Source organism: Paenibacillus ferrarius, assembly GCF_002027705.1.
In the GTDB taxonomy this organism is placed as follows: domain Bacteria; phylum Bacillota; class Bacilli; order Paenibacillales; family NBRC-103111; genus Paenibacillus_E; species Paenibacillus_E ferrarius.
Map to the genome: position 1 here is coordinate 210,781 of NZ_MBTG01000073.1, position 20,385 is coordinate 231,165.

13 protein-coding genes are annotated in these 20,385 nt (G+C 46.0%); 12 read left to right on the top strand and 1 reads right to left on the bottom strand.

The features are described from left to right. Positions 1–19: 19 nt before the first annotated feature. On the top strand, positions 20–5,281 hold the full coding sequence (locus BC351_RS41000) for a DUF2341 domain-containing protein (RefSeq protein WP_244209364.1): 5,262 nt from the start codon (positions 20–22) through the stop codon (positions 5,279–5,281). A gap of 212 nt (positions 5,282–5,493) precedes the next feature. Next, positions 5,494–6,444 (top strand): serine/threonine protein kinase, encoded by a 951-nt coding sequence (locus tag BC351_RS41005; RefSeq protein WP_079421451.1) that lies wholly within the window; start codon positions 5,494–5,496, stop codon positions 6,442–6,444. Here the strand turns inward: BC351_RS41005 and BC351_RS41010 are convergent. Continuing rightward, on the bottom strand, positions 6,439–8,469 hold the full coding sequence (locus BC351_RS41010) for a vWA domain-containing protein (protein ID WP_244209356.1): 2,031 nt from the start codon (positions 8,467–8,469) through the stop codon (positions 6,439–6,441). The two genes, BC351_RS41005 and BC351_RS41010, sit on opposite strands and share 6 nt — an antisense overlap. Before the next feature lie 378 nt (positions 8,470–8,847). Here BC351_RS41010 and BC351_RS41015 point away from each other — a divergent pair, with 378 nt between their 5' ends. The 10 genes from BC351_RS41015 to BC351_RS41060 all read left to right on the top strand — a co-directional run bounded on the left by BC351_RS41015 (position 8,848) and on the right by BC351_RS41060 (position 20,361). Further along, positions 8,848–11,016, top strand: coding sequence for a transcriptional regulator (locus BC351_RS41015; RefSeq protein ID WP_079421453.1), 2,169 nt, complete (start codon positions 8,848–8,850; stop codon positions 11,014–11,016). A 96-nt stretch (positions 11,017–11,112) separates the two neighbouring features. Next, positions 11,113–11,538 carry a membrane-associated protease 1 gene (locus tag BC351_RS41020; protein WP_079421454.1) on the top strand — a complete coding sequence of 142 codons (426 nt, stop codon included), beginning with the start codon at positions 11,113–11,115 and terminating at the stop codon, positions 11,536–11,538. A gap of 99 nt (positions 11,539–11,637) precedes the next feature. Continuing rightward, on the top strand, positions 11,638–11,979 hold the full coding sequence (locus BC351_RS41025) for a J domain-containing protein (RefSeq protein ID WP_079421455.1): 342 nt from the start codon (positions 11,638–11,640) through the stop codon (positions 11,977–11,979). A 32-nt stretch (positions 11,980–12,011) separates the two neighbouring features. Further along, positions 12,012–12,602 carry an FHA domain-containing protein gene (locus tag BC351_RS41030; protein WP_244209357.1) on the top strand — a complete coding sequence of 197 codons (591 nt, stop codon included), beginning with the start codon at positions 12,012–12,014 and terminating at the stop codon, positions 12,600–12,602. A gap of 41 nt (positions 12,603–12,643) precedes the next feature. Beyond that, positions 12,644–13,174 carry an FHA domain-containing protein gene (locus tag BC351_RS41035; RefSeq protein WP_079421456.1) on the top strand — a complete coding sequence of 177 codons (531 nt, stop codon included), beginning with the start codon at positions 12,644–12,646 and terminating at the stop codon, positions 13,172–13,174. Further along, complete coding sequence (locus BC351_RS41040; RefSeq protein WP_079421457.1) at positions 13,171–14,025, top strand: PP2C family protein-serine/threonine phosphatase; 855 nt, start codon at positions 13,171–13,173, stop codon at positions 14,023–14,025. Before BC351_RS41035 ends, BC351_RS41040 begins: the two co-directional genes overlap by 4 nt. Positions 14,026–14,041: 16 nt before the next feature. Next, complete coding sequence (locus BC351_RS41045; RefSeq protein WP_144028708.1) at positions 14,042–15,709, top strand: PP2C family protein-serine/threonine phosphatase; 1,668 nt, start codon at positions 14,042–14,044, stop codon at positions 15,707–15,709. 5 nt (positions 15,710–15,714) lie between these two features. Continuing rightward, the gene (locus BC351_RS41050; RefSeq protein ID WP_079421458.1) at positions 15,715–16,992 is read left to right on the top strand and encodes a normocyte-binding protein; all 1,278 of its coding nucleotides are present in this window, start codon (positions 15,715–15,717) and stop codon (positions 16,990–16,992) included. Next, complete coding sequence (locus BC351_RS41055) at positions 16,983–17,678, top strand: iron-dependent peroxidase (RefSeq protein ID WP_079421459.1); 696 nt, start codon at positions 16,983–16,985, stop codon at positions 17,676–17,678. Before BC351_RS41050 ends, BC351_RS41055 begins: the two co-directional genes overlap by 10 nt. A gap of 28 nt (positions 17,679–17,706) precedes the next feature. Then, positions 17,707–20,361, top strand: a complete 2,655-nt coding sequence (locus BC351_RS41060; RefSeq protein ID WP_079421460.1) for an acetate and sugar kinases/Hsc70/actin family protein — start codon at positions 17,707–17,709, stop codon at positions 20,359–20,361. Positions 20,362–20,385: the final 24 nt, after the last annotated feature.

The window sequence follows — 20,385 nt, forward strand, 5'->3', positions numbered from 1 at the left end:
GGAGACTTTCTTGCGAACAATGCTGCGTATAAAAAAGTGGTGTGCGGTTATCGTGGCCTTCATGATCATATGTCAGATAACAGGGTCATTTTCTCCATCCAGTGCTTATGCGAGCACGGCACCTGAGCCTGCTCCATGGAAGGATTCGGACCGGAATAACCGAGTCATGCTGACGATTGACAATTCCGACGGTTCGGAGGATTTAAGCGATTTTCCTGTTCCTATTAAATTGAACAAAACAACGATCGACTACGCCGTAACCTCGGAGAGCGATCTGAAATTTTACAATGATGATCAAACGAAAGAACTGAGCTATGAGGTGGAAAAATGGGATCCAAACGATGAAAGCATCGTTTGGGTCAAAGTTCCGCTGATCCATGGCCTTTCCAGATCAGACCGCATTTGGTTGTATTACGGCGGCAGCACATTAAGTGCCCCCCAGCAAAAAGCGGTGTGGGACCCGAACTTTTTGCTCGTCTACCATTTCGGTGAACGAATTCAAGATTATTTCGAACAGCCTACTGCCGTCAAACAATATCAGGACTCGACAGCCAATAACAATATGGGCTTGCGGCAGGCTGTAGGAGCAAGCTCCAGTGGACCTTCGTACACGTTATACGCAAAAGATGATCCGAGATATAACATGGTAGGCCGTTATTATGAGAGCCATCGAGGTTATGTAAGAGCGAAAAACGGGCTTGTCGGAGATGGAGAACAACAGCTTACCGTTTCCTTATGGGCACGTGCGAACGATTACGAATTAACCAAACTTTCGTATTACCTTATCGCTAGACAGCGGAGCGCAGATAGCTTGAACCAGGCCTATTTTATGAAGCTGTCCGGTGGAAAATGGAGTGCGAATTTGTTCACTAACGATGTCGATCCTCTCAAAAACGGAAGCAGCGCAGCCGCTCTTAACGGAGGGAACGTAACGGAAGATTGGACTTATTTCACACTAACCTATGATAAAAACACAGCGGGAAATAACCTCAAGCTTTACCGGGACGGAGTTCTGGTAGATTCTGCAGCCCGCACAGGTTCATTGATCACAACAAGCGGCACGTCAACCGCGCCATTGACGATCAGTAAATCTTCCGATGCTGGCGCTGCCGGTGGCGGTTATCGCGGTGGTGTCGATGAGGTCCGGGTTTCCAAGGTAGCTCGCAGTGAGGCGTGGGTGAAGGCTGAGTATAAAAGTATGAGAAAAAACAGCAATTTTATCGTATTTGGCCAACCAGAAAAGAAAAATGCGCTTCAACTGACGCTACTTCAACCAAAGCAAGGTGAAACCTACTTTACTCCGGACTTAAGCTTAAGCGGACTGGCAAGCGAAAAGGCCAATATTCGTTATAAGCTTGACGCCAATGATTATGTGGCATTGAACGCCAATCCGGACGACAAGACCTTTCAATCCATGTTGAAAGAGCTCAAAAGTGGTGCTCATACGCTTTATGTCGAGGCGGCTTCCAATGCCAACCCTTCGGTCATCGAGAGCAAAACGGTCACTTTTACAATTGATGGCCGAAAATTGAATCCATCCGTTGTTCCTGAAAGTGCTAGCGGGGAGCAGGCTCAGCAAACCAGTGATGTAACGCTTCGGGTAAAGGCGAAGTCGCCTACGGGAGAGCCAATGGATGTCAGCTTTTATGAGAAAAATGTGCAGGTTGTGAAAGACTTTGGCAGCAAATTGACGACGGATGCTGCCTATGAGCGAACGGATTCGATGGATCCGCCGAGCAGTGCGTCAATTACTTCAGAAACAGCGCTGCCTGTTGAGGCGTATGATCGAATCAAAGCATCAGACGGAAACTATTACAGCAGCAAGTCGCTGTCTAATTATCCGTATCAACGTTTTGATCTAACAATGAATAGCGATCTATCCAACGTCAAAGATTTGGAAGTGTCATGGGAAGGACACTCCAAAGAGAAAGTCATGTTATACGCTTGGAACTATTCGACTAGTAAATGGGAGCTTCTCGCTTCTCGTAACGGAAATAGCGACAATAGCGATTTCAAGCTGATCGGTACGTTGAATAAGACTACGATGGTGAACAGCACAACCAAAGTAGCCAAGCTGTACGTAGCTGCAACGCAGAAGGACACCATGCTTCCGGGACAAAAACCGGATCCAAGCCAGTATGATTTTTCCTTCGTTTGGATGACGGATACCCAGCTTGAGGCCGAATCATTCCCAGGCGCATACGATGCCAGTACGCAGTGGATTGCCGACAATAAGGATGCACAAAAAATCCAGTATGTGATTCATACCGGGGATATTGTGAACAGTGCAAACCAGGAATCTCAATGGCAAAATGCTGATCACAGCATGAAAATTTTGGACAATGCGGGTATCCCTTATGGTGTGATTCAAGGAAATCACGATATGAACAACGCCTTGTACGGGAAATATTTTGGTGCGTTCCGATTTGCTGGAAAGCTGTTTCAAGGGAAGCCTTACTATAACGAATATAACAGCTGGAATCAGAACCATTATGACCTCATTTCCGCTGGCGGCGTCGATTTCATCATCATGTATATAGGGTGGGGGGGCTTTAATCAATCTTCGATTAATTGGGCCAACCAAGTCTTGCAGCAATACAAGGATCGCAAAGCCATTTTAGCCGTGCACGAATACTTATTGTATTCCGGAACATATGGCACAGATGATTACGGCGGCAAAAAAATTATGGAGCAGATCGTACAGCCTAACAGTAACATTTTTATGGTATTGTGCGGCCACAACCAATCGGCCTATTACAATGTAAAACGAATTGGCGGTAAAGTCGTATATGAGCTGCTGCACGACTATCAAGATGCTGCATTGGGTGGAGCGGGGTACATTCGTATGATGTATTTCGATCTGAAAAAGCAGATGATCTCTATGGTGCCTTATTCTCCTATTACGAAGGATAACTACGGGTTTTTCCAGGAGAAGCACGAATTTTACACCATGCCGTTAAATGTCAACAACGAGCCTATCGAACTAGCTACAGGCTATATCGGAATAATAGGAAGCTCGCCTAACCTTATCCAGACTAAACAGGCTGCCTCGGATACGGGAGTGGCTGAACACACATGGAATCAGCGGGCTTATAACCAGCCTTACACTTGGTATGCAGTGGCCAAGGATTCCTACGGCAATCAAACAAAGTCAGAGGAACGTACGTTCTCTATCGCGAAACCTGTTATTGAATCGATCCGCTTGCAGGGACTAGCGCCAATGAAGGTGGGAGAACGACGGAATTCAGTCGTAGAAGCGACTTATACGGATGGCAGAAAGGAAATCGTGAACGGATTCCTAGTAAGCAGCAGCAAGCCTGAAGTTGCCTCCGTAGACGCAAATGGGAATATTACAGCGCATGGAGAAGGCGAAACGATTATTACAGCGTCTCTTGGTTCTCTGATTACGTCCTACAAGTTATTGGTTCAAACGGTTCCGGTGACGTCCCCAGTCCTTCAGTCTATTCAGTTGGAGGGTTTGAAACCTTCCATTGTGGATGATGAACGGCAGACGGTTGTAAGAGCTACATATAGTGATAGCAGTTCTATCCTACTTTTAGACGGTGGAAAAATAGCAGCTCAAGGACTCCAACTTTCCAATTCTAATCCGGAAGTGGCGTCGTTGGATGTAGCTACTGGAAAAGTGAAGGCACTTAAAGCGGGCGAAACGGTTATTTCTGCCACCTATCAAGCTCTTCACAGCAGCTATACGCTATTGGTTCAAGCCAAGCAAGAGGAAGTCGATGTTACTCCTAAGCTTAAGTCTCTCACCATAGATGGGCTGCATCAGTTAACCGTCGGTGAGAAAGGTCAGGCCAATGTGTTCGGGTTGTATAGCCCTGATAACAAATTAGTTCCAATACAAGACGGTCTAAAATTCTATAGCAGCTATGAGCAGGTAGCAACAATTAATAACGATGGCATAGTGACAGCACTGAGCCCTGGTCATGCTGCAATCACCGCAACCTATAATGGGCTGGAAGCTAGTACGGAGCTTGTTGTTATTGCAGATGGCCATACCGGCAATGATGGCGGTAACGGAAACACTGGCGGGAATAATGGTGGCAATAATGGCGACAACGGAAATGCTGGAAGCAGCAATGGCGGAGGAGGCTATGTACCTCCAACTGTACCTGGAGGAGCCGATCAAGCGTTTATCTTGAAAGTGAGTCCTGAGCAATTGATGCCAACAAACGGTCAAGAGTCAGCTATTATTAAAGTGGAGGAAGGGAAGGCTCAAGTAGATGTCCCTTACTCTGCGGTTAAATCGATGACCGTGCCGAGAATTTCACTCGAATTCGACTGGGGCGCTATTGTGGTTCCGTATGAGTCTCTCCGTGCAACGGCTTCGGCTATGACGGACGAGCAGATACGCCAAGCTTCACTTTCTTTATCTTATCGAATCTGGGATGACGAGCTGCTGGACGTGCTGACGGAGCTGCAGAACCGCCAGTCTGTCCAAATTACTCCTGCAGCAAAGATGATTCATATGGATTGGAACTCGAATACTTCCGCTGTGGGTATCGGTACGAGCGGCCAAAGGGCTGAAGTTCATTTGCCATTGCCGCCAAAGGCTAATGGCAAGCGTCTCGGATTGTACCATGTAAATGAAGACGGACAATTGAGATTTCACTCGCCAAATCGTTCTTCGGATTCCACCGAAGCTGTGTTTACCATGTCGGGTGGCGGAGACTTCGTCATTCTTGAATACAACGTGAATTATTTTGATGTGAAGGAGCATTGGGCGGCTCAAGTTATCGGCGACCTCGCGGCGAGAGAAATGTTTCAATCCATGGTGGTCGAGCCGATGATGGCTTCTTCTGTAGGTTCACAAGGCTTCTATCCGGATAAACAAATTACAAGAGCAGAGTTTGCTGCACTTCTTGCACGCATGTTAGAGCTTCCTTTGAACGGTGCGAGCCAATATGTAGACATTCCGAATACGGCTTGGTATACGAACGAAGTCAATGCTGCTGCAAATGCGGGAATCGTTGAAGGAGTCAGCGATCATGAGTTTATTCCGGATTCGGCTATCACACGCGAACAAATGGCCACGATGCTGATGCGGGCTTGGCATGTGAAATTCGGAAACAAAGAGGTATCCTCAAATGATGTTACGTTCTCCGATCAAGGGCAGATTAGTGAATGGGCCAAACAAGCTGTATTGTCTGCAGCGGGTCTGCATTTACTGAACGGACGGGCGGATGGCATTTTTGTACCTGAAGGAACGACAACAAGGGCAGAAGCGGCACAAGTGATTCATCGTGTTTTGTTTCGTTGAAGTGCAGCCCGGACATTGGCTGGCTGTAGCTGAATCATAAATACATTGAGAGAAAGCGCGTCGCTTTAGAGGGCGCGCTTTTGTGTGTTTTCCCTGACGGTTTTCAATTTCCAAACTCTCCCGACGAGCTTCATGACAGCATTCATCTTTTACAAAGTATGGGGTAACGCGTTATATTGGTAGTAATAACCATATGGACGGGAGTCATCTTCATGAATCAAAAAAACGAGCATGGCTGCTATTTACAGCTGGGTAGTTTGCTGAACGAGACCTATAAGTTGACCGGCTACATAGCGTCAAGCGAGCTGTCCATCGTTTATCTCGGTTATCACGTTGAGAGCTCAGAGAGCGTTGTCATCAAGGAGTACTATCCCAAATCCCTTGTAATGAGGGATCTGGACAACACGACCGTTATTGCTCGCAAGCCATCGGCACAACCCCATATTGATATGCTGCGAGAAGCTTTCCGCCGGGAGGCTGCGATTCTGAAGCGGCTTCGGCATAAGAATATCGTGGAATTTATGAACGATTTTGAGCAAAATGGAACCAGCTACCTGGTCACGGCCTATTGCAAGGGGCAAACGTTAGAGAGCTGTATTCACCAAAATCATCCGATGACAAGGGCTGACTGGGTAAGAAAGACGCTAATCCCTTTACTCGAAGGGATTCAATACATGCATGACCAAGGAATTATCCATCGTGACCTCAAGCCGGGGAATGTCATGATAGGTGAAGACGGCAGTCCGCAAGTCATTGATTTCGGTTCCGCTATTCACTTGGATACGGCTTCCAGCTATCCGATTATGACATCAGAGGGATTTTCACCGCTGGAATTATATTCAGATAAATCGACGCAAGGAACATATTCGGACATGTTTAGCTTGGCCGCAATCATTTATTATGTTCTGACGGGTCAAGTGCCTATGGATATATCTCAAAGGTTGATTCAAGATAACCTCCCATCGGCTAGGAAACTTAATAACAGAGTTGGCGCTTTATTGTCGTTCATCATTATGTGGGGAATGGCTGTGAAATTCGCCAAAAGATGTCCTTCCCTTCGGGTTATGAAGGCTGCGCTTCATATGGAATACTACCGTTTGAAAGGCCTGGACTTATCGATTGGCAAGCTCAAAAAAACAGAAAAACCCACACCCCGTCTATGACAGGGTGCTGGGTTTTATTTCTTTATAGCGTAGTTCAATTTCTGTGATGTGGTCCTCAAAGGTAATGTAGATTTTATCGTTGTAATGAATCATTTCTTTTTTGTTCTTAGGAATGGGGGTTTTTCCTTTTTCAATGGAGCATTTGGTGTTGTGCTTGATTAAGAGAGTTCCCTGTTTACCTGCTTGGAACGTTATGCGTTCTGTCTCCGGCAGCGGTTCATTAATAGCTAGACTGGCAAATAAATCGCTTAGCCGGATTGTCTGCTGCTTGCCAAAGGAAGGGAGAGGCCAATATTTAACGGGAATATCGTTCCCGCTAGCTGTATTCAAGAAGTAGCCTTCAAGCCGTCCGACAAATTTGGGCTTAGGGCGAAGCACGAACCAGATAATCAGCGTCACAAGGAATAGGCCTAGCACAAAGCTTCCGATCATGATGTACCGAGTCCAAATGGAACGAACGGTAAGGTTGAGGTTTGAAGTTACGGAGCCTCCCTCAGAATCCTTCACGGTTAGTTTGATTACGGACTCTCCGGTGCGATGCGGAGAGATGAGCATAATCCCGTTGTTCTCGAGGGAATAGTCCGCCAATTTGTCATTGCTGATGGTATCAATGGTATAGCTAAGCTTGTCATGATTCACATCGCGAAAATGTGTCGAAAGATCGATAGAAGCTGGCCCATCCTCCTTGCTTAACAAGATGTTCCCATCGCTGATAGCCTCCGGTGAGGCATTGGTTATCTCCAGCCCCTGACCGGTTGCTTCCCGATAGAAGTCGGGCCCTTGGAGCAAGAGGCTGGTCTGATATTTGCCGGAATGCGCAAAGGTTGTTTCGACCGACATGCCATTGCCGGCAAGGGTCATCGGCAGCTTCTGCTCTTGCTTCGTGCTTACATCTGTGATGGTGAGCTCAGCTTTTAAGGTTTGGTAAATATCAGGATTTGTCAGCTTTTTTCCGTCGGTTTCGTTAAGGAGAAAGGCAGATATGGTGGCCGGAACGCCTTTAACAACCTGAGGCATTTCAAAACCTGCGCGTATATTATAGTTGTGCAAGGCATTAATTTTCACAAGATCGCCGGGGCTTCCCTTGAATTTCAGTAGATAGCTTCCTTTTTGCGGTTGCGGCATCTTCATCAGGGAGTACTTTTGGGATTTATAAAATTGTACATGATTGGCGTTGCTGTACAGATGTGTCTCTGTTATTGGATGCGGAGACAATAAAATAATGTTGGCTTCATCGATGTTCTCATTAGGTATTGTAACGGTTACTTCTTGCAAGTCTCCAGTTGCCGTAATCGTGGCTACTGGCACGAGCACGGAACGGATTTGTTTAGCAAATATGCGATTGAAAATGTCGGGTAAATCCGCAGCGCTTTCCGTGATGAATGAAACGCCTCCGGTTTGAGCGGCAATTTTTTCGAGCTGGGCGGCGTTGACGGAGCCATCATGATTCAATCCGACCGTAAAAATCGGGTAACCCTCTTTTTGTGCTTCGCTGATTATACGTTCGACATCCTTGTTAGAATCCTCGACTTCTCTGCCTGTGGAAATAGGTCCAAAATCGGTTCCTCCATCAGACAATAGAATCATCATCGGGCGGGAGGTGCTATTTTTCCCGCTGTGAATGAGATCAGCTCCCTTGCTTAACCCCAAACCAAGATCCGTATACCCGGAAAATTTCAAATTCTCAATTTTTGCCTTCAGCTTGTTCTTTTGTTCTTCTGCAGCTAGCGAAGTTAATTCTTGCGATTCAACAATTTTATGGTTATAGGCAACAAAGCCAATTCGGGTGTGAGCCGCTTGACTCATATCCATAAACATTTTAATGACTTCTGCAGCTACTCGATTCGGGTCGGTAGCGTTCATTGAATAGCTGTTATCTATCACGAAAACGGCATCGATGCCTGACTCTGCTTCCTCTTTGGCGGGAGTGATCTCTGCCAGTAAGTAAAAGAAAATGACGAAGAAGATGACGAAAGATGCGAAAATAGGTGCTATCTGTATGGAATGGTTTTTGTTGTATTTCAAAGTAAATATTCTCCTTTTATTCTCAAATTTTGTTAAAGTGTGTGAAAACACACAGAAATAATTATAGAAATACTCTATTATGATCAAACATACAAAATAATACAATTTCATACAAATCTTTCTTTTTCTTGAGAAAATGAAGGGAGGATTGGCCCGTGTGCAGGTTGCTTCATACCATGTTTTTACAAAATATAACATAAAAATACAAAGTGAAAATAGGTATAAAGTACCTTTTTAGTTATAATATTTTATATTTGCTAAAACAAACCAATATATACTATGATTTATCAAACTTACTTTACATCTACACACATTTTGGAAGGGAGTAGCTGTAGGACTCATAAGATAATCTAGTCTTACTAGCTGATAGGTGAAACTATGGACATTATAAATCAGACTAATCGAACGATTCTCTTTGAGGAAATGAATCCAGAAAAGCTGGATATTATGACAATCGTTGGCGACGTCAGAGGTATTGACAGTCTAAGCGATGACAAGATCAAGGAAATCAATCAGCATTTGCTTGTAAAAAGTTTTGATGAGTTTTTAGATAAATTTTCCCCAAGCGTATACTCATTTTTTAATGCGGCCAATCAAAAGGTCATGTATACACTCAAAAAGCCAGAGGGAATATCTGATGACAGCGTATCTGAAATTAAGATTGACCAGAGTAACGACTTTTTGAAGATGCTGTTTACACTGATTGACACAAAACGCAGCCAGGGCATTACCAATGTGGATTTTAAGTTTGAAAATTTGCTTGATATGATATCACCGAAGAAAGTTATGGATGATATTCGTCAAGTGCGCAAAGAGATACATTATCTGTATGCTCAACACGACAAACTGGACGATGGCGATCCGAAGAAGCTGGATCTCGGCGATAAGCTGAACTTCATGTTCGAGGACGCTAGTAAAAACTACAACAATGTGATGGCGATGCTGCCGTTGGCCATTGAGGATATCAAAACCAGACTTCTCCTGGGGAGCTCGCAAGAAGAAAGTCACTCCGAGGCCATTCAAATCGGTCAGTTGACCATTGGTGAAACAGGTGAGCTGAAAATTATCGAAGCTCCCAAAAGCGACAGCACACAGCTTCTAGTCATGGAAGATAGCGTCGGAAACGGGTTGATCAGTGTATTTGAGGACGATTACGACTCCGTATCCGATACGCCTTCATCCTACGTAAAAGATCTAGTTGTTCGGACGTTCTGCCCACTGCCTGCGCTGCAAAGCAATATTAATACTGAAATAGAGGTTCAAAATTACAACACATATCTTGAATTTTACAAAAACGCCAAGGATGAATTTGTTAAAACAGTTAAGCCCTTGGTGGAAAAAATATTAGGCGTGAAAATGTATTTTGACCAATATGCCACGAAAAACAAAGGTATGCAGCCGTCGCTTATCGTTACGAATGCCAAGCTGGATATGATGGTGAAAAGCAGCAATATTCCAAGATTGGAAACTTTCTTGAACACGGTTAATGCCAAAAATGATTTCTCAGATACGATTTGGTTCGGGATCGTGCCTTCCGTACAGCTGGAATCTTCCGGTTCGTCTACGGTTAGCCGTGAACGCTTCAGAGGAAATGAGAAGGTAGCCAAGCAGGACGGCAACACGATGGAATCGCTATCCATGCTGCTGCAAGTCGTTAAGGATTATAAACTGCAAATTTTCTTTAGTTTTGAAACAGGAGAGGAAACTACTTTCAACAGCATGGCGACCTCTGGGATCGATAAATATATGGACAAATGCGGTGTATTGGTCAGAAAAGAGTACAGTGAATATGCAGTGCCCTGCATTCCTAATTTTACGGTCATTCCGAAGGATAAGTCCGGTGTGGTTATTGATACCAAAATGCTGCAAACCGAAGACGGGGTTACGCTTTCCAAAGAGAAGGAAGATATTCTCAAGCTGTGGATTGAGGGTGTTTACATTGGCGCTGCTTATGTGGCAGCAGGTATCGTTGCTGCCTACCAATGCAGCGAATATTTAAAAGAATCGTTCAAGAGTGTAAGCAGAGAGTTTCCGGGCGTTCGCTTCGATATCGAAGCCGGCGATAACGGGCTTCGCATGGTTACAACGATGGCGAAGGAAATCTCCGGATTCACGAACAATATTAAAGATGCGATTAATCGTAAAAACTTCGGTTTCGTGTTCTCTTCGGAGAATGCTCAACTGCAGGGCAAAGATATTAAGCGAATTACGGTGTACAAAGCAAGAAGCTTGGCTTCGGCAGACGAAGGTTTTGATCCCCTGTATAAAACATTGGTCAGCACCTACATCGAACGTATTTTGCGCTTCCAAACGGGAGATTTCAAGCATGATAACATTGTGAAGTTTTTCAGTAATAATCCGAATAGTCAGAAGAGCAAGTGGCTAAGCACACGTGGATTTACGAACTCCATCATTCAAGATGGGGATGATATGAGCTTCATGATTGATGATAAGAGCAATTTGTGTCAAATCGACTTGGTGTTCAATGGCAATGTGAAAAATCTAGAAGTCATGATCACCAAAGGAACAACCCCTGTCAAAGCATAATAATCCATAGCTACACCCATTCAGGTGTCAATGGTGGGCTTCTAAGCCTCATCCTTTCACATAAAATTTATTTAATTTACTTAGGAGGATTTAACAATGGGATTCAGACTTAAAGTAGAAGGCGCAGAAACAATTGAACTGGGCATGGACAACATTCAAACCGTAGTTTATGAAACAGATACGCCCGACGATTCCAACGCAAGATCGACTGATGTAGGAGCTTTCATGAAAATTACTGGGAAGATCATCACAGCTACAGATGGCGAGAGTGCCGACGATACGATGAAGCTGGCTTTATGGTCCTTGGTACCGGCTGAGAAAGCGGATTGCTACAGAAAAGTAACCTTGGAAGTTATCGCTGCTGATCAAGTGATTAGAAAAATCCATTTCCCTAACGCATTTGTTGTTGATTATGGCGAGCGTTTCGGAGATACAGAAGGTGTTGGTTCTTTCACGCTTTTCATTAAGCAAAAGAAAGACAAAACCGAATTCACAACAATCGAAGGCGGTTACGCTGTTTAGGATGTGCCTTGCAGCCTAGAATGAAAAAGGGAAAAGTAGGTTAAGGGGCATTAGCCCCTTACCTATTTTTTGTAATTATGCTTAGTAAGGGAGGTTGGCATGAAAACGTATTATGAATTGTTGGAGATTAAGCCGCAAGCGACTGTGGATGAAATTAAGCTGGCCTACAAACGATTGGCGAAGCGGCATCACCCAGATGCGAATGCAGGCAGCAAGCAATCAGAGATGATGTTCAAGCTGGTGAATGAAGCTTACCAGACGCTCTCCAATGCTGCGGCGAGAGCTTCTTATGATGCGGGGCTGAAGGCTAAACGAGAAGAGCAAGTTCGATCCCAACCAGCTTCTGTTTCTCCGATGGGCGGCGTCATGTCGAGGCAGCCACAAACGAACAGAGATGCGGCGAAGGTTTTTGAAGCTTATTTTGGCATAAAGAGAAAGTGAGGACGTAATTTGAGGAAACGGGGGAATTGGATATGCAGGACGCAGCCGAATCCTTGATCGCGAAAGACAAGAAAAATGCTTGGATAAGAGGCATTGACGTTGCGATCGTTATTTTGACAGTTTCAGTCCTGATGTACACGTTTATATGGAATCCCTTTTACCTGTTGAAATGTATTGTAGGGATCACTGCTTTGTTCTGCTTCTATATGTACGCATTGAAAAAGAGCGAGACGCCTCAGAATGGTCCGCAGGCGCAGGTTCTAAGCGTGCAAGCATCGTCTTCCAGTATTTCGAAGCTGGCTATGCTCAGTGAGGACGGGGAGAAAATGAAGGAATGGTACATTCAGGGGGAAACCGCTTTGTTAATTGGGAAAAGCTCGACGGACAACGAGGTGGAAGTGGATTTGGCGGATGCGGAGTATGCGTCATTAATCAGCAAGCAGCATGCTGTGCTGAATTATGCCTCGGGTATCTGGTACCTGGAAGATCTCGATTCCCGCAACGGCGTTGGGATTAAGCGGAAAGGTGCAAGCACTAAGCAGGTGCTGGAGAACGAAGCACCCTACAAGATTGATAGCGGAGACATGATTTATATTGCGAATACGAGATTACTCGTACAGTAATCAAGTGAATTGGCGAAGACCAATACGGGGGAATGACGACAATGAGTTTGACACGGTGTGCCAACGGACACATGTTCAGTATGAGAAAGCATGGCAGCGTATGTCCCTACTGCAGCTTGGTGGTGGAGCAGGCGTCTCAATCAGACAACTCCAAAGCAGCAAGAGCTCTTGAGAATGATAAAACGATGCCGTATTTAGGAGAATCTCAAGGGGTCGAGGCGGTTACCGGTTGGTTGGTTTGCATCGAAGGCGCGCAGCTCGGGCAAGATTACCGCATTATGGCGGAGAAAAACTTTATCGGCCGTTCAGAGGACATGCATATTCGAATCATTGGGGATAATACCATTTCCCGCCGTAATCATGCTGTGATTGTTTATGATCCGAAGAAAAGAAACTTTTATCTTCTCCCTGGCGATGCTTCCGGACTCGCTTATCACAACAATGAAGCGGTATATACGCCTGTAGAGATGACAGCCTATGACGTGATTCAGCTCGGCAAGAGCAAGTTTTTATTTATTCCGCTGTGTGGCGTTCACTTTGAGTGGGATAACGAAGCGAGTGAAAAAGCATGAGCATTTTGACGCAGCAAGGGCTGACGCCTTACAAAATTGTATTGGGTCTTACGTTTCTTATCTTCGTTTTATTGATTATACGGGCTTGTCTGAAGGGCACTCAGTCAAAGATGAAACCTAGTATGGAAATTGGCAATGGGCAAACGATTGGTCAACGTGTGGAACAAGATGATTACTTTGCGACCATCATGAATTCGCATGGCACAATTTCTGTACTTGCCGATGGCATCAGCGGATTGTCCGGTGGTCGAGTCGCGAGCACGCAAGCCGTAACCACGTTTGTCAAAGAGTTTCTAAAGCTGGAGAATTTGACAGATATCTCAGGCTATTTTACCAAAGCGGCACGTGTTAGTAATACGGAAATTATACGAAGCCTCAAAGGGGTTCAAGGCGGTACGACATTGGTTGCTGTCATTATTAGCGAAGGGCTGCTGTACTGGGGTGCTGTGGGGGATAGTCTAATCAAGATTTTCCGAAACGGAGAGTTTATCGACGTCAACCATAAGCACATCTTGGAAGCCGTGCTAGAGGAGCGCTATGTGTCGAGAGAAATTACGAAGGATGAGGCTTTGGACAGTCCAATGAAGAACCAGCTCGTTAATTATTTGGGCTATGAAGCTTTCAAAAATATAGAAATTTGCCAGAAACCCATCCACTTACAGAAGCTGGATCGCGTGCTGCTGTGCAGTGATGGTGTAACGAATACGCTCACAGAAGTGGAGTTGGAGCAGCTGCTGTCACTCCCACTTAACGCTTACGATGCTGCCCAGGCCATCATAGAAGCAATTGAACAAAAAGAGATCAAGCATCAAGACAATGCGACTATTATTATCCTGGAAAAAGGCTGGTAAAAGCAGGGAGGCAGCGATGAGAAAGGATAACAGCAAATTCAAGACCAGCTTTATATCGGAAGAAGGGACATTTGTTCGAAACAAGGAGTATTTTGCTTTCACAGAGCATGACGATTTGGCTTGTTGGGTTATCGCTCAAGGGCTGGACTCCGATACAGAGATGGAAAGCGCCGAAATGGCTGTTAAAGCTGTAATTGGTAAATTTATACAAAAACCAAAACTTTCTTCAAGGGCGATGAAAAGCTATTTGCGGGAGGCCCACGATTTATTGCAAGTGGAAAGCAGGAGAGTTCGGCGCAAGGCAAGCCTGACCATGATCGTGACGAATTATACAACGATGATTGGGGCAGTTGCTGGAAATACGCGACTGTATCATTTTCGAAATGGAAGATTGTTGGAAAAAAGCAAGGACCAGAGCTTAACGCAAACGATGATTAATGCAGAGAAGCTTCCGCAGGATGCGCTGGACCGGCACGAGGAAAGAACGAATTTGCTATGGTACTTGGGCAAACGTGGGGAATTTAATCCCAGTATATCCCGGAAGGTGAAGTTATCCGATGGAGATGTGCTTCTGCTCTGTACCCGAGGAATATGGGAGCGCGTGGACGGAGCAGAGATGCTGGATGCGCTGGAAGAAGCCAAGGATCCGTCCGATCTCGTCGATACGATTGAGGATGTTTTGCTGAGCAAGCAGACGAAGGTGATTCCGAATTATACGGTTGCGGCAATTTATGCGGATAAAGTCTATCAAGAGCCTCCGAAGAACAGATGGAAGCTTGTAAAAACGATTGCAATGGTGCTCATTCCCTTGATATTGCTTGGGGGGGGAGCCCTCTATTATAAAGCGCGCGCGGTTAAGGCTAAGGCGGAGGCGGTGGCTGCTATCTTTGAACATGAGAAGGATGGGGACGTCGCTGTGCAGGATGGCAACTATCCGAATGCGATTAAGGAGTACAGTGAAGCGCGGAATGCTTCCATTAAAGTGAATGATAAGCTGCACATGCAATTGCTGACGAAAAAGCAAAGAACGGCGCAGCTTGTCGTGGACGGAGATGCCGCTTTCAAAGAGGGCGATTATACGAAGGCTCTTGCCAGTTATGAGAAGGCTCAGAAGGAAGCGCGTTCACAGGGAGATTACAATGTAAAAGATTTGGAAGCGCAGATTAGCAAAACGACATCATTTCTGGAAGTTGCGAATTTAATCAAGCAAGGTGACCAGAAGTTTCAAGGTCAAGATTACGAAGGAGCAAAAGAATTGTATGTGAAGGCGAAAAAGAAAGCCGCAGAGGCCGCTTTTAGCAATGGGGAAAAAGAACTTGCAGGGAAGATCGATAACGTAGATGCCAAGATGGCTGGCGTACAAAAGGAAAAGAGGCAGCTGGACGCTGACAAGCTGGAGAAGAAAGGCGACCAGAGCTATGCCGCCCAAGACTTTCAGCAATCTGTTGATGCCTATGCCATGGCCCAAGAGGTGTACCAGGAAATCGGCATGTTGGAAAAAGTGCTCGGCGTCGAACGGAAAATAACGAAAGCTCAAGAGAAATTAAACCCGCCGACACCTGCGCTCCCTGCTTCGAGTGCCGCCGCCGAGGGGACAGCAGCAGCGCCCAAATTACCTAACGCAGCGGCGAGTCAAGATGCTTCGCCTGACAAGGGCAACAACCAGGAGGCAGGGAGGAAGTAATTCTCATGAAAGATATTATTCTGGATCGATTAAGCCGAATGGATGATCTGGAGCAGCGCAAGCTTCTAAAGAACATCATGACGGGCGTATTTTTAAACTTGGTGGACTATCAGGAAGAAGTAAACCGCAAGCTGGAAGAGCGGGTGTTCAAGGAAGTGGAAGCGAGTGAAGAAGGACAGGACATATATGTCACCATCTGCCCAAGGGAAGAGATTGATCCTATCCATGAGTTTCTGTATCCGATGGTAGAGGGAGATCACGAGAAGCCTGTCTTTGATATGAAGCATGTGCTGGCTCAGAAGAGCTCGGAAGGAGAGGCGCTGCTGATGACGGCGTTTTTTCAATGCGAATACCGCAAAATTCAGGAGCTGCTGCGAGGAAGCCGAGTGTTTCGCGGAGAGCTTGTTACTTCTCGCGGGAAGCATGCGATACAAGTTCGCTTACAGCAGAATTTGACCTATATGGGTGAACTGGAAAAGCTTTATCATGTATTCCAAAAAAATAATATACCGTGGAAAACGATGAATCACCCTTATGCTAATAAGTTTTTTGATCTGGTGTGGACAGGGGATTCAGGGACGATTGGCGCAGATGAGGATCTTCTCGAAATCCGTGTTCATTTGGAGGAGTTTGACGCTTTTAAGAAGTTGGATATGGTGCCTCTATGGAACATAGAAAGGCTGGCGCTCAAAAATGTCGGCTTTCCCATTCCTGCGACAGATCGGGTGAATTTTGAACATGTGTTGTCTTTACGGAAAACGGGAGCGGAGCACGGCTATCTCGTTGACGGGGATGCGGAGCTGATCCGATATATCAAGCGCATGCCAGAGGAACTGACTGTGGTCTCTCCGCAGGAGAAGTCCGGGATATGGCAGGTGTTCAAAATTACAAGGCCGATCGCAACTAAGATCGGCAGACTGCCTTATGGACTCGTTTCCAATAAGCGAAAAGATAGCTTTACGGGCGGATTTGCCCGCAAACAAGCACTAACCGTGCGGGCTACAGGGGAGATTAACCGAATCGTTAATTCCTTTGAGGCTTGTGAGCTGCTGGATTTGGAGCAGGTGGACATTCTAGACAAAGCAGATGGAAAACAAGCGACTTATGAAATGAATTCATTCATCAGCGATCACGTTCGTGTAGAGAGCGATAAGAAGATCATGCGGTTACGATTTCGCAATCGCGGGAGTGATAGCTTTATTATCGATGATTTGATGAGTTTTCTTGTGTCTGAGGTTCAAATCTATTTCCCCGAATATAAATGCGAAGGAGAATGGGCGTGAATTATATTTGGGATCTGGTTATTAAGGCTAGACAAAATAATCTGGCCAAGAGTGATCTGTATTTTTCTCCAGCCCAGGTTTACTCGCCCTACATGGAGCTCAGCCATGAAACCCTGAACGCCACAACGGTAGATGCTAAGGTGGAAGTCAATCCATACTATCGTTTCTATGATATTTTTCGGGATTTATTTGACATTAACAATAAGGAAGAAACGGAGCTTCGGCAAACGTTGTTCGATATTTTCATTCATTTTTTGGCTGATATGGATTTACAGATGGGCATGAATAAACGCGAGTTTTATATTAAATTCGTGCTGCGGGATTTGGAGTCAGGGATATTCGGAAGCAGCGTCTGGGAGAAGATGAAGCTGCTGAGCCAAGAAGAGCAGGAGGTCGTGGCGGGCAATATCCTCAGTCTGTATGAGACAGGTGAAGCCGTCTATCTGTTGAAAGATACGATGCGGAAGCTGTTCAAGCATTCCACGATTTACGCAAATTGCGAAGAAAGGGACGAGCTCTTGTTCTATGTTGGTCAGGAGAAGACGGCCACGTCACTCGCTAAGCTGGAGTTGATTAAAACAATTTTCCTGCCCGTTCGTTTCCACACACTAACCTATTGGGAACATCATTTTGGCATTATCGATGTCGAAGAAACGATGCGGGTTGACCGTATTGCCATACATTGAACGGGGAGCAAGAGAGGATGAAAGTGACATGAAGGGGTATACCTATAAGCTGAATTCGTCACGGCCCATGGAACGGGAAGAGCGCAGCCAGACCACCTACAAACGAGAAGAGTTATCAGAGATGACGACTTTGCAATTGCGAAGTATTTGTCATAAGGAGAAGCTCGTGGAAGGGCTATCGGGCTCGCTGGACAGAGAAGCGCTCATACGAACGGTACTGAAATATCGCAACGCGGAGCAAAGCTTGCTGATCCAAAGCTTTAAAAGCGGCGGACATGAGCGGGTGGAAGCTGTGTTAAAGCGCTACCTGAATACGCCGCTGAGGGACGATGGCAGCCTCAAGGTGCCTGCGAAGCTAGCGCTTTATGCGGGACTTCAGGTAGACAGCAGGGACAGGTACCGGATTGAAGTTCCCAGCACATTCACCGAGTCGAATGTCCTGATCGTGAATGATCATCAAGAGTTGTGCGGAATTGTCTATCTCATTAAGGATGGAGCGGAGCCTGGTGTTTACTTCCTGGGTGCGTCCAAAGAGATTCCTTTCCGTAAAACGGCCAATCAAAATTATAGCTTCCTCTTTTTGCGCAAGCAGGATTCTGAATATATATACAAGTCATATCAGCAGGACAAGCCGCTCCCTCCGGTTAATCTTCACTACTGCCGCATGCCAATAGCCGATCTGGAGATTAGGGACTTAGAAGAAACGGAAGTTGTGCTGGCCATCGATTTTGGTACTTCGAATACGACAGCGGGTGCTTTTCTGGATCGTTCGTATATTTCTGCGCCCTCTGCTCAAGATCAGTTAAACGGCATAACCCAGTTGGGACGCATTAATTATGTGTCCTTTCCCCGCGCGACTCGTCAGGCAGAGGAATGGATTGAGGCGCTGCCGACGGTGATCAGCGTGGCGGATTGTTCGAATGCTTCCAGGATTCGGTACCATTACGGCTATGAAGCGTTGAACGCGATGAAGAAGAATGGCTATACAGGCCATGCCACTGTGTTTCACAGCATTAAGCGCTGGGTCAACAACTATAAGCAGACCGAAGAGCTGATGGACCCGCAAGGCAATGTGGCAACTGTCCAAAGAAGCGATATTCTGCGGGCTTATCTGACTCATGTGGTGGAGATGGCGGAGCATCAGTTCAAATGTCGTTTCAAAAATTTACATATCTCCAGTCCGGTGAAGCTGAAAATGCAGTTCAGTGACATGTTTGCCGACATTTTGCCGGAATATGGGCTGGGGACGGAACATGGATTAGATGAAGGCATGGCTGTGCTTTACAACACGATTGCTGATCAGATTGAAAAACGCAGCTTTATGGATGGAGAGCTGTATCAGGCGCTTGTCATCGATTGCGGCGGGGGTACAACGGACCTATCCTCTTGCAGATTTCGGATCGAAGACGGACACCTTTCGTATAAGCTCACGATTCATACTGCCTATGAGAACGGCGATACCAATTATGGCGGCAATAATATTACTTACCGCATTATGCAATTTATGAAAATAGTGTTCGCTGATTATTACAGCACTCGCAGGCGCATGACGGATATTGATCAATTGATTGATATTCCAGGAACGGATTTGTATCGGCATGTGGATGAATACGGCGTAAGCTCGGTGTACGAGGGCTTCGAAGCCGCTTATCGAGAGGCCGAAAAGCTGATCCCGACCCGGTTCAAAGCGTATGAAAATCGGACACGCGAAGAGTATTTGCGCGTGCGCAGCAATTTCTATTTCCTCTGGGAAATCGCGGACAATATGAAAAAGGAATTTTTCCGTAAAACGGGCATTGTCCGTAATCGGTTTGATTCAGCCAGCGGTGGTCTGCAGGAAAATGATCTGAAAATTACGGCTGTAGATCGCTGGTGCTTGTCGCTTACGGATCATGATGTCATGAAGGATGTATATGATTTTCCGAATGTCGTGTTCAACATCAAAGAAATCAATCAACTGATTAAAGCGGATATTTATGACATCGTGCGTAAGTTTTTGGAAGATTATTACCAGGAAGGGAAGCTCCAGGATTATGACATTATTAAGCTGACGGGGCAATCCTGTACCATCGATGTTTTTCGGGAGGCTCTAAAGGAGTTCGTAGCCGGACGCAGTATTGAATTCCGCCAAAAGACGGAGCATGCGGGACAAGTCCCTGACTTAAAGCTCGCTTGCCTGCGAGGCGCCATCCGTTATTTGCACGACCGCAAGGCAGGCGTCATTGAAACGAGCATGACGAATGAGGCGCCGATGGTGCCGTACTCGGTTGTTGCTTTTACGCACAGCCGACAAGAAAAGCTGCTGATCCGTATGCAGGAGAGGCTGAGTCACGTACAAGGCTCCGTATCCCGTCCGCTCAGCGCCGTCGAGGTGGAACTTTATTTGAAGGGAAGCGACGGAGAAATCAAGCACACCTATGTATACACCAGCGATGCCAGCAGCTACGAGCCGATTCGCTATGAGGAAATTAAGAAAGCGTATGGTGAGAAAATTCCGCAAGATGACACGGACGCGATTATCAACGGCGAAGTGAAGCTATTCGTATTCGCTGAGTCGAACGCTTGGGGCTTCCATGTGCTGCCGATTGCTAGGCGGGAAGAGCAGTTATATTGGGGGGCGAAGCAATTTTTTGCCTTTGAGGGCGATTTGTCGGAGCTGGATTTCTTCGATGGTTGGAAATAGAGCTGGCAATGAGTCCGGTGAGCA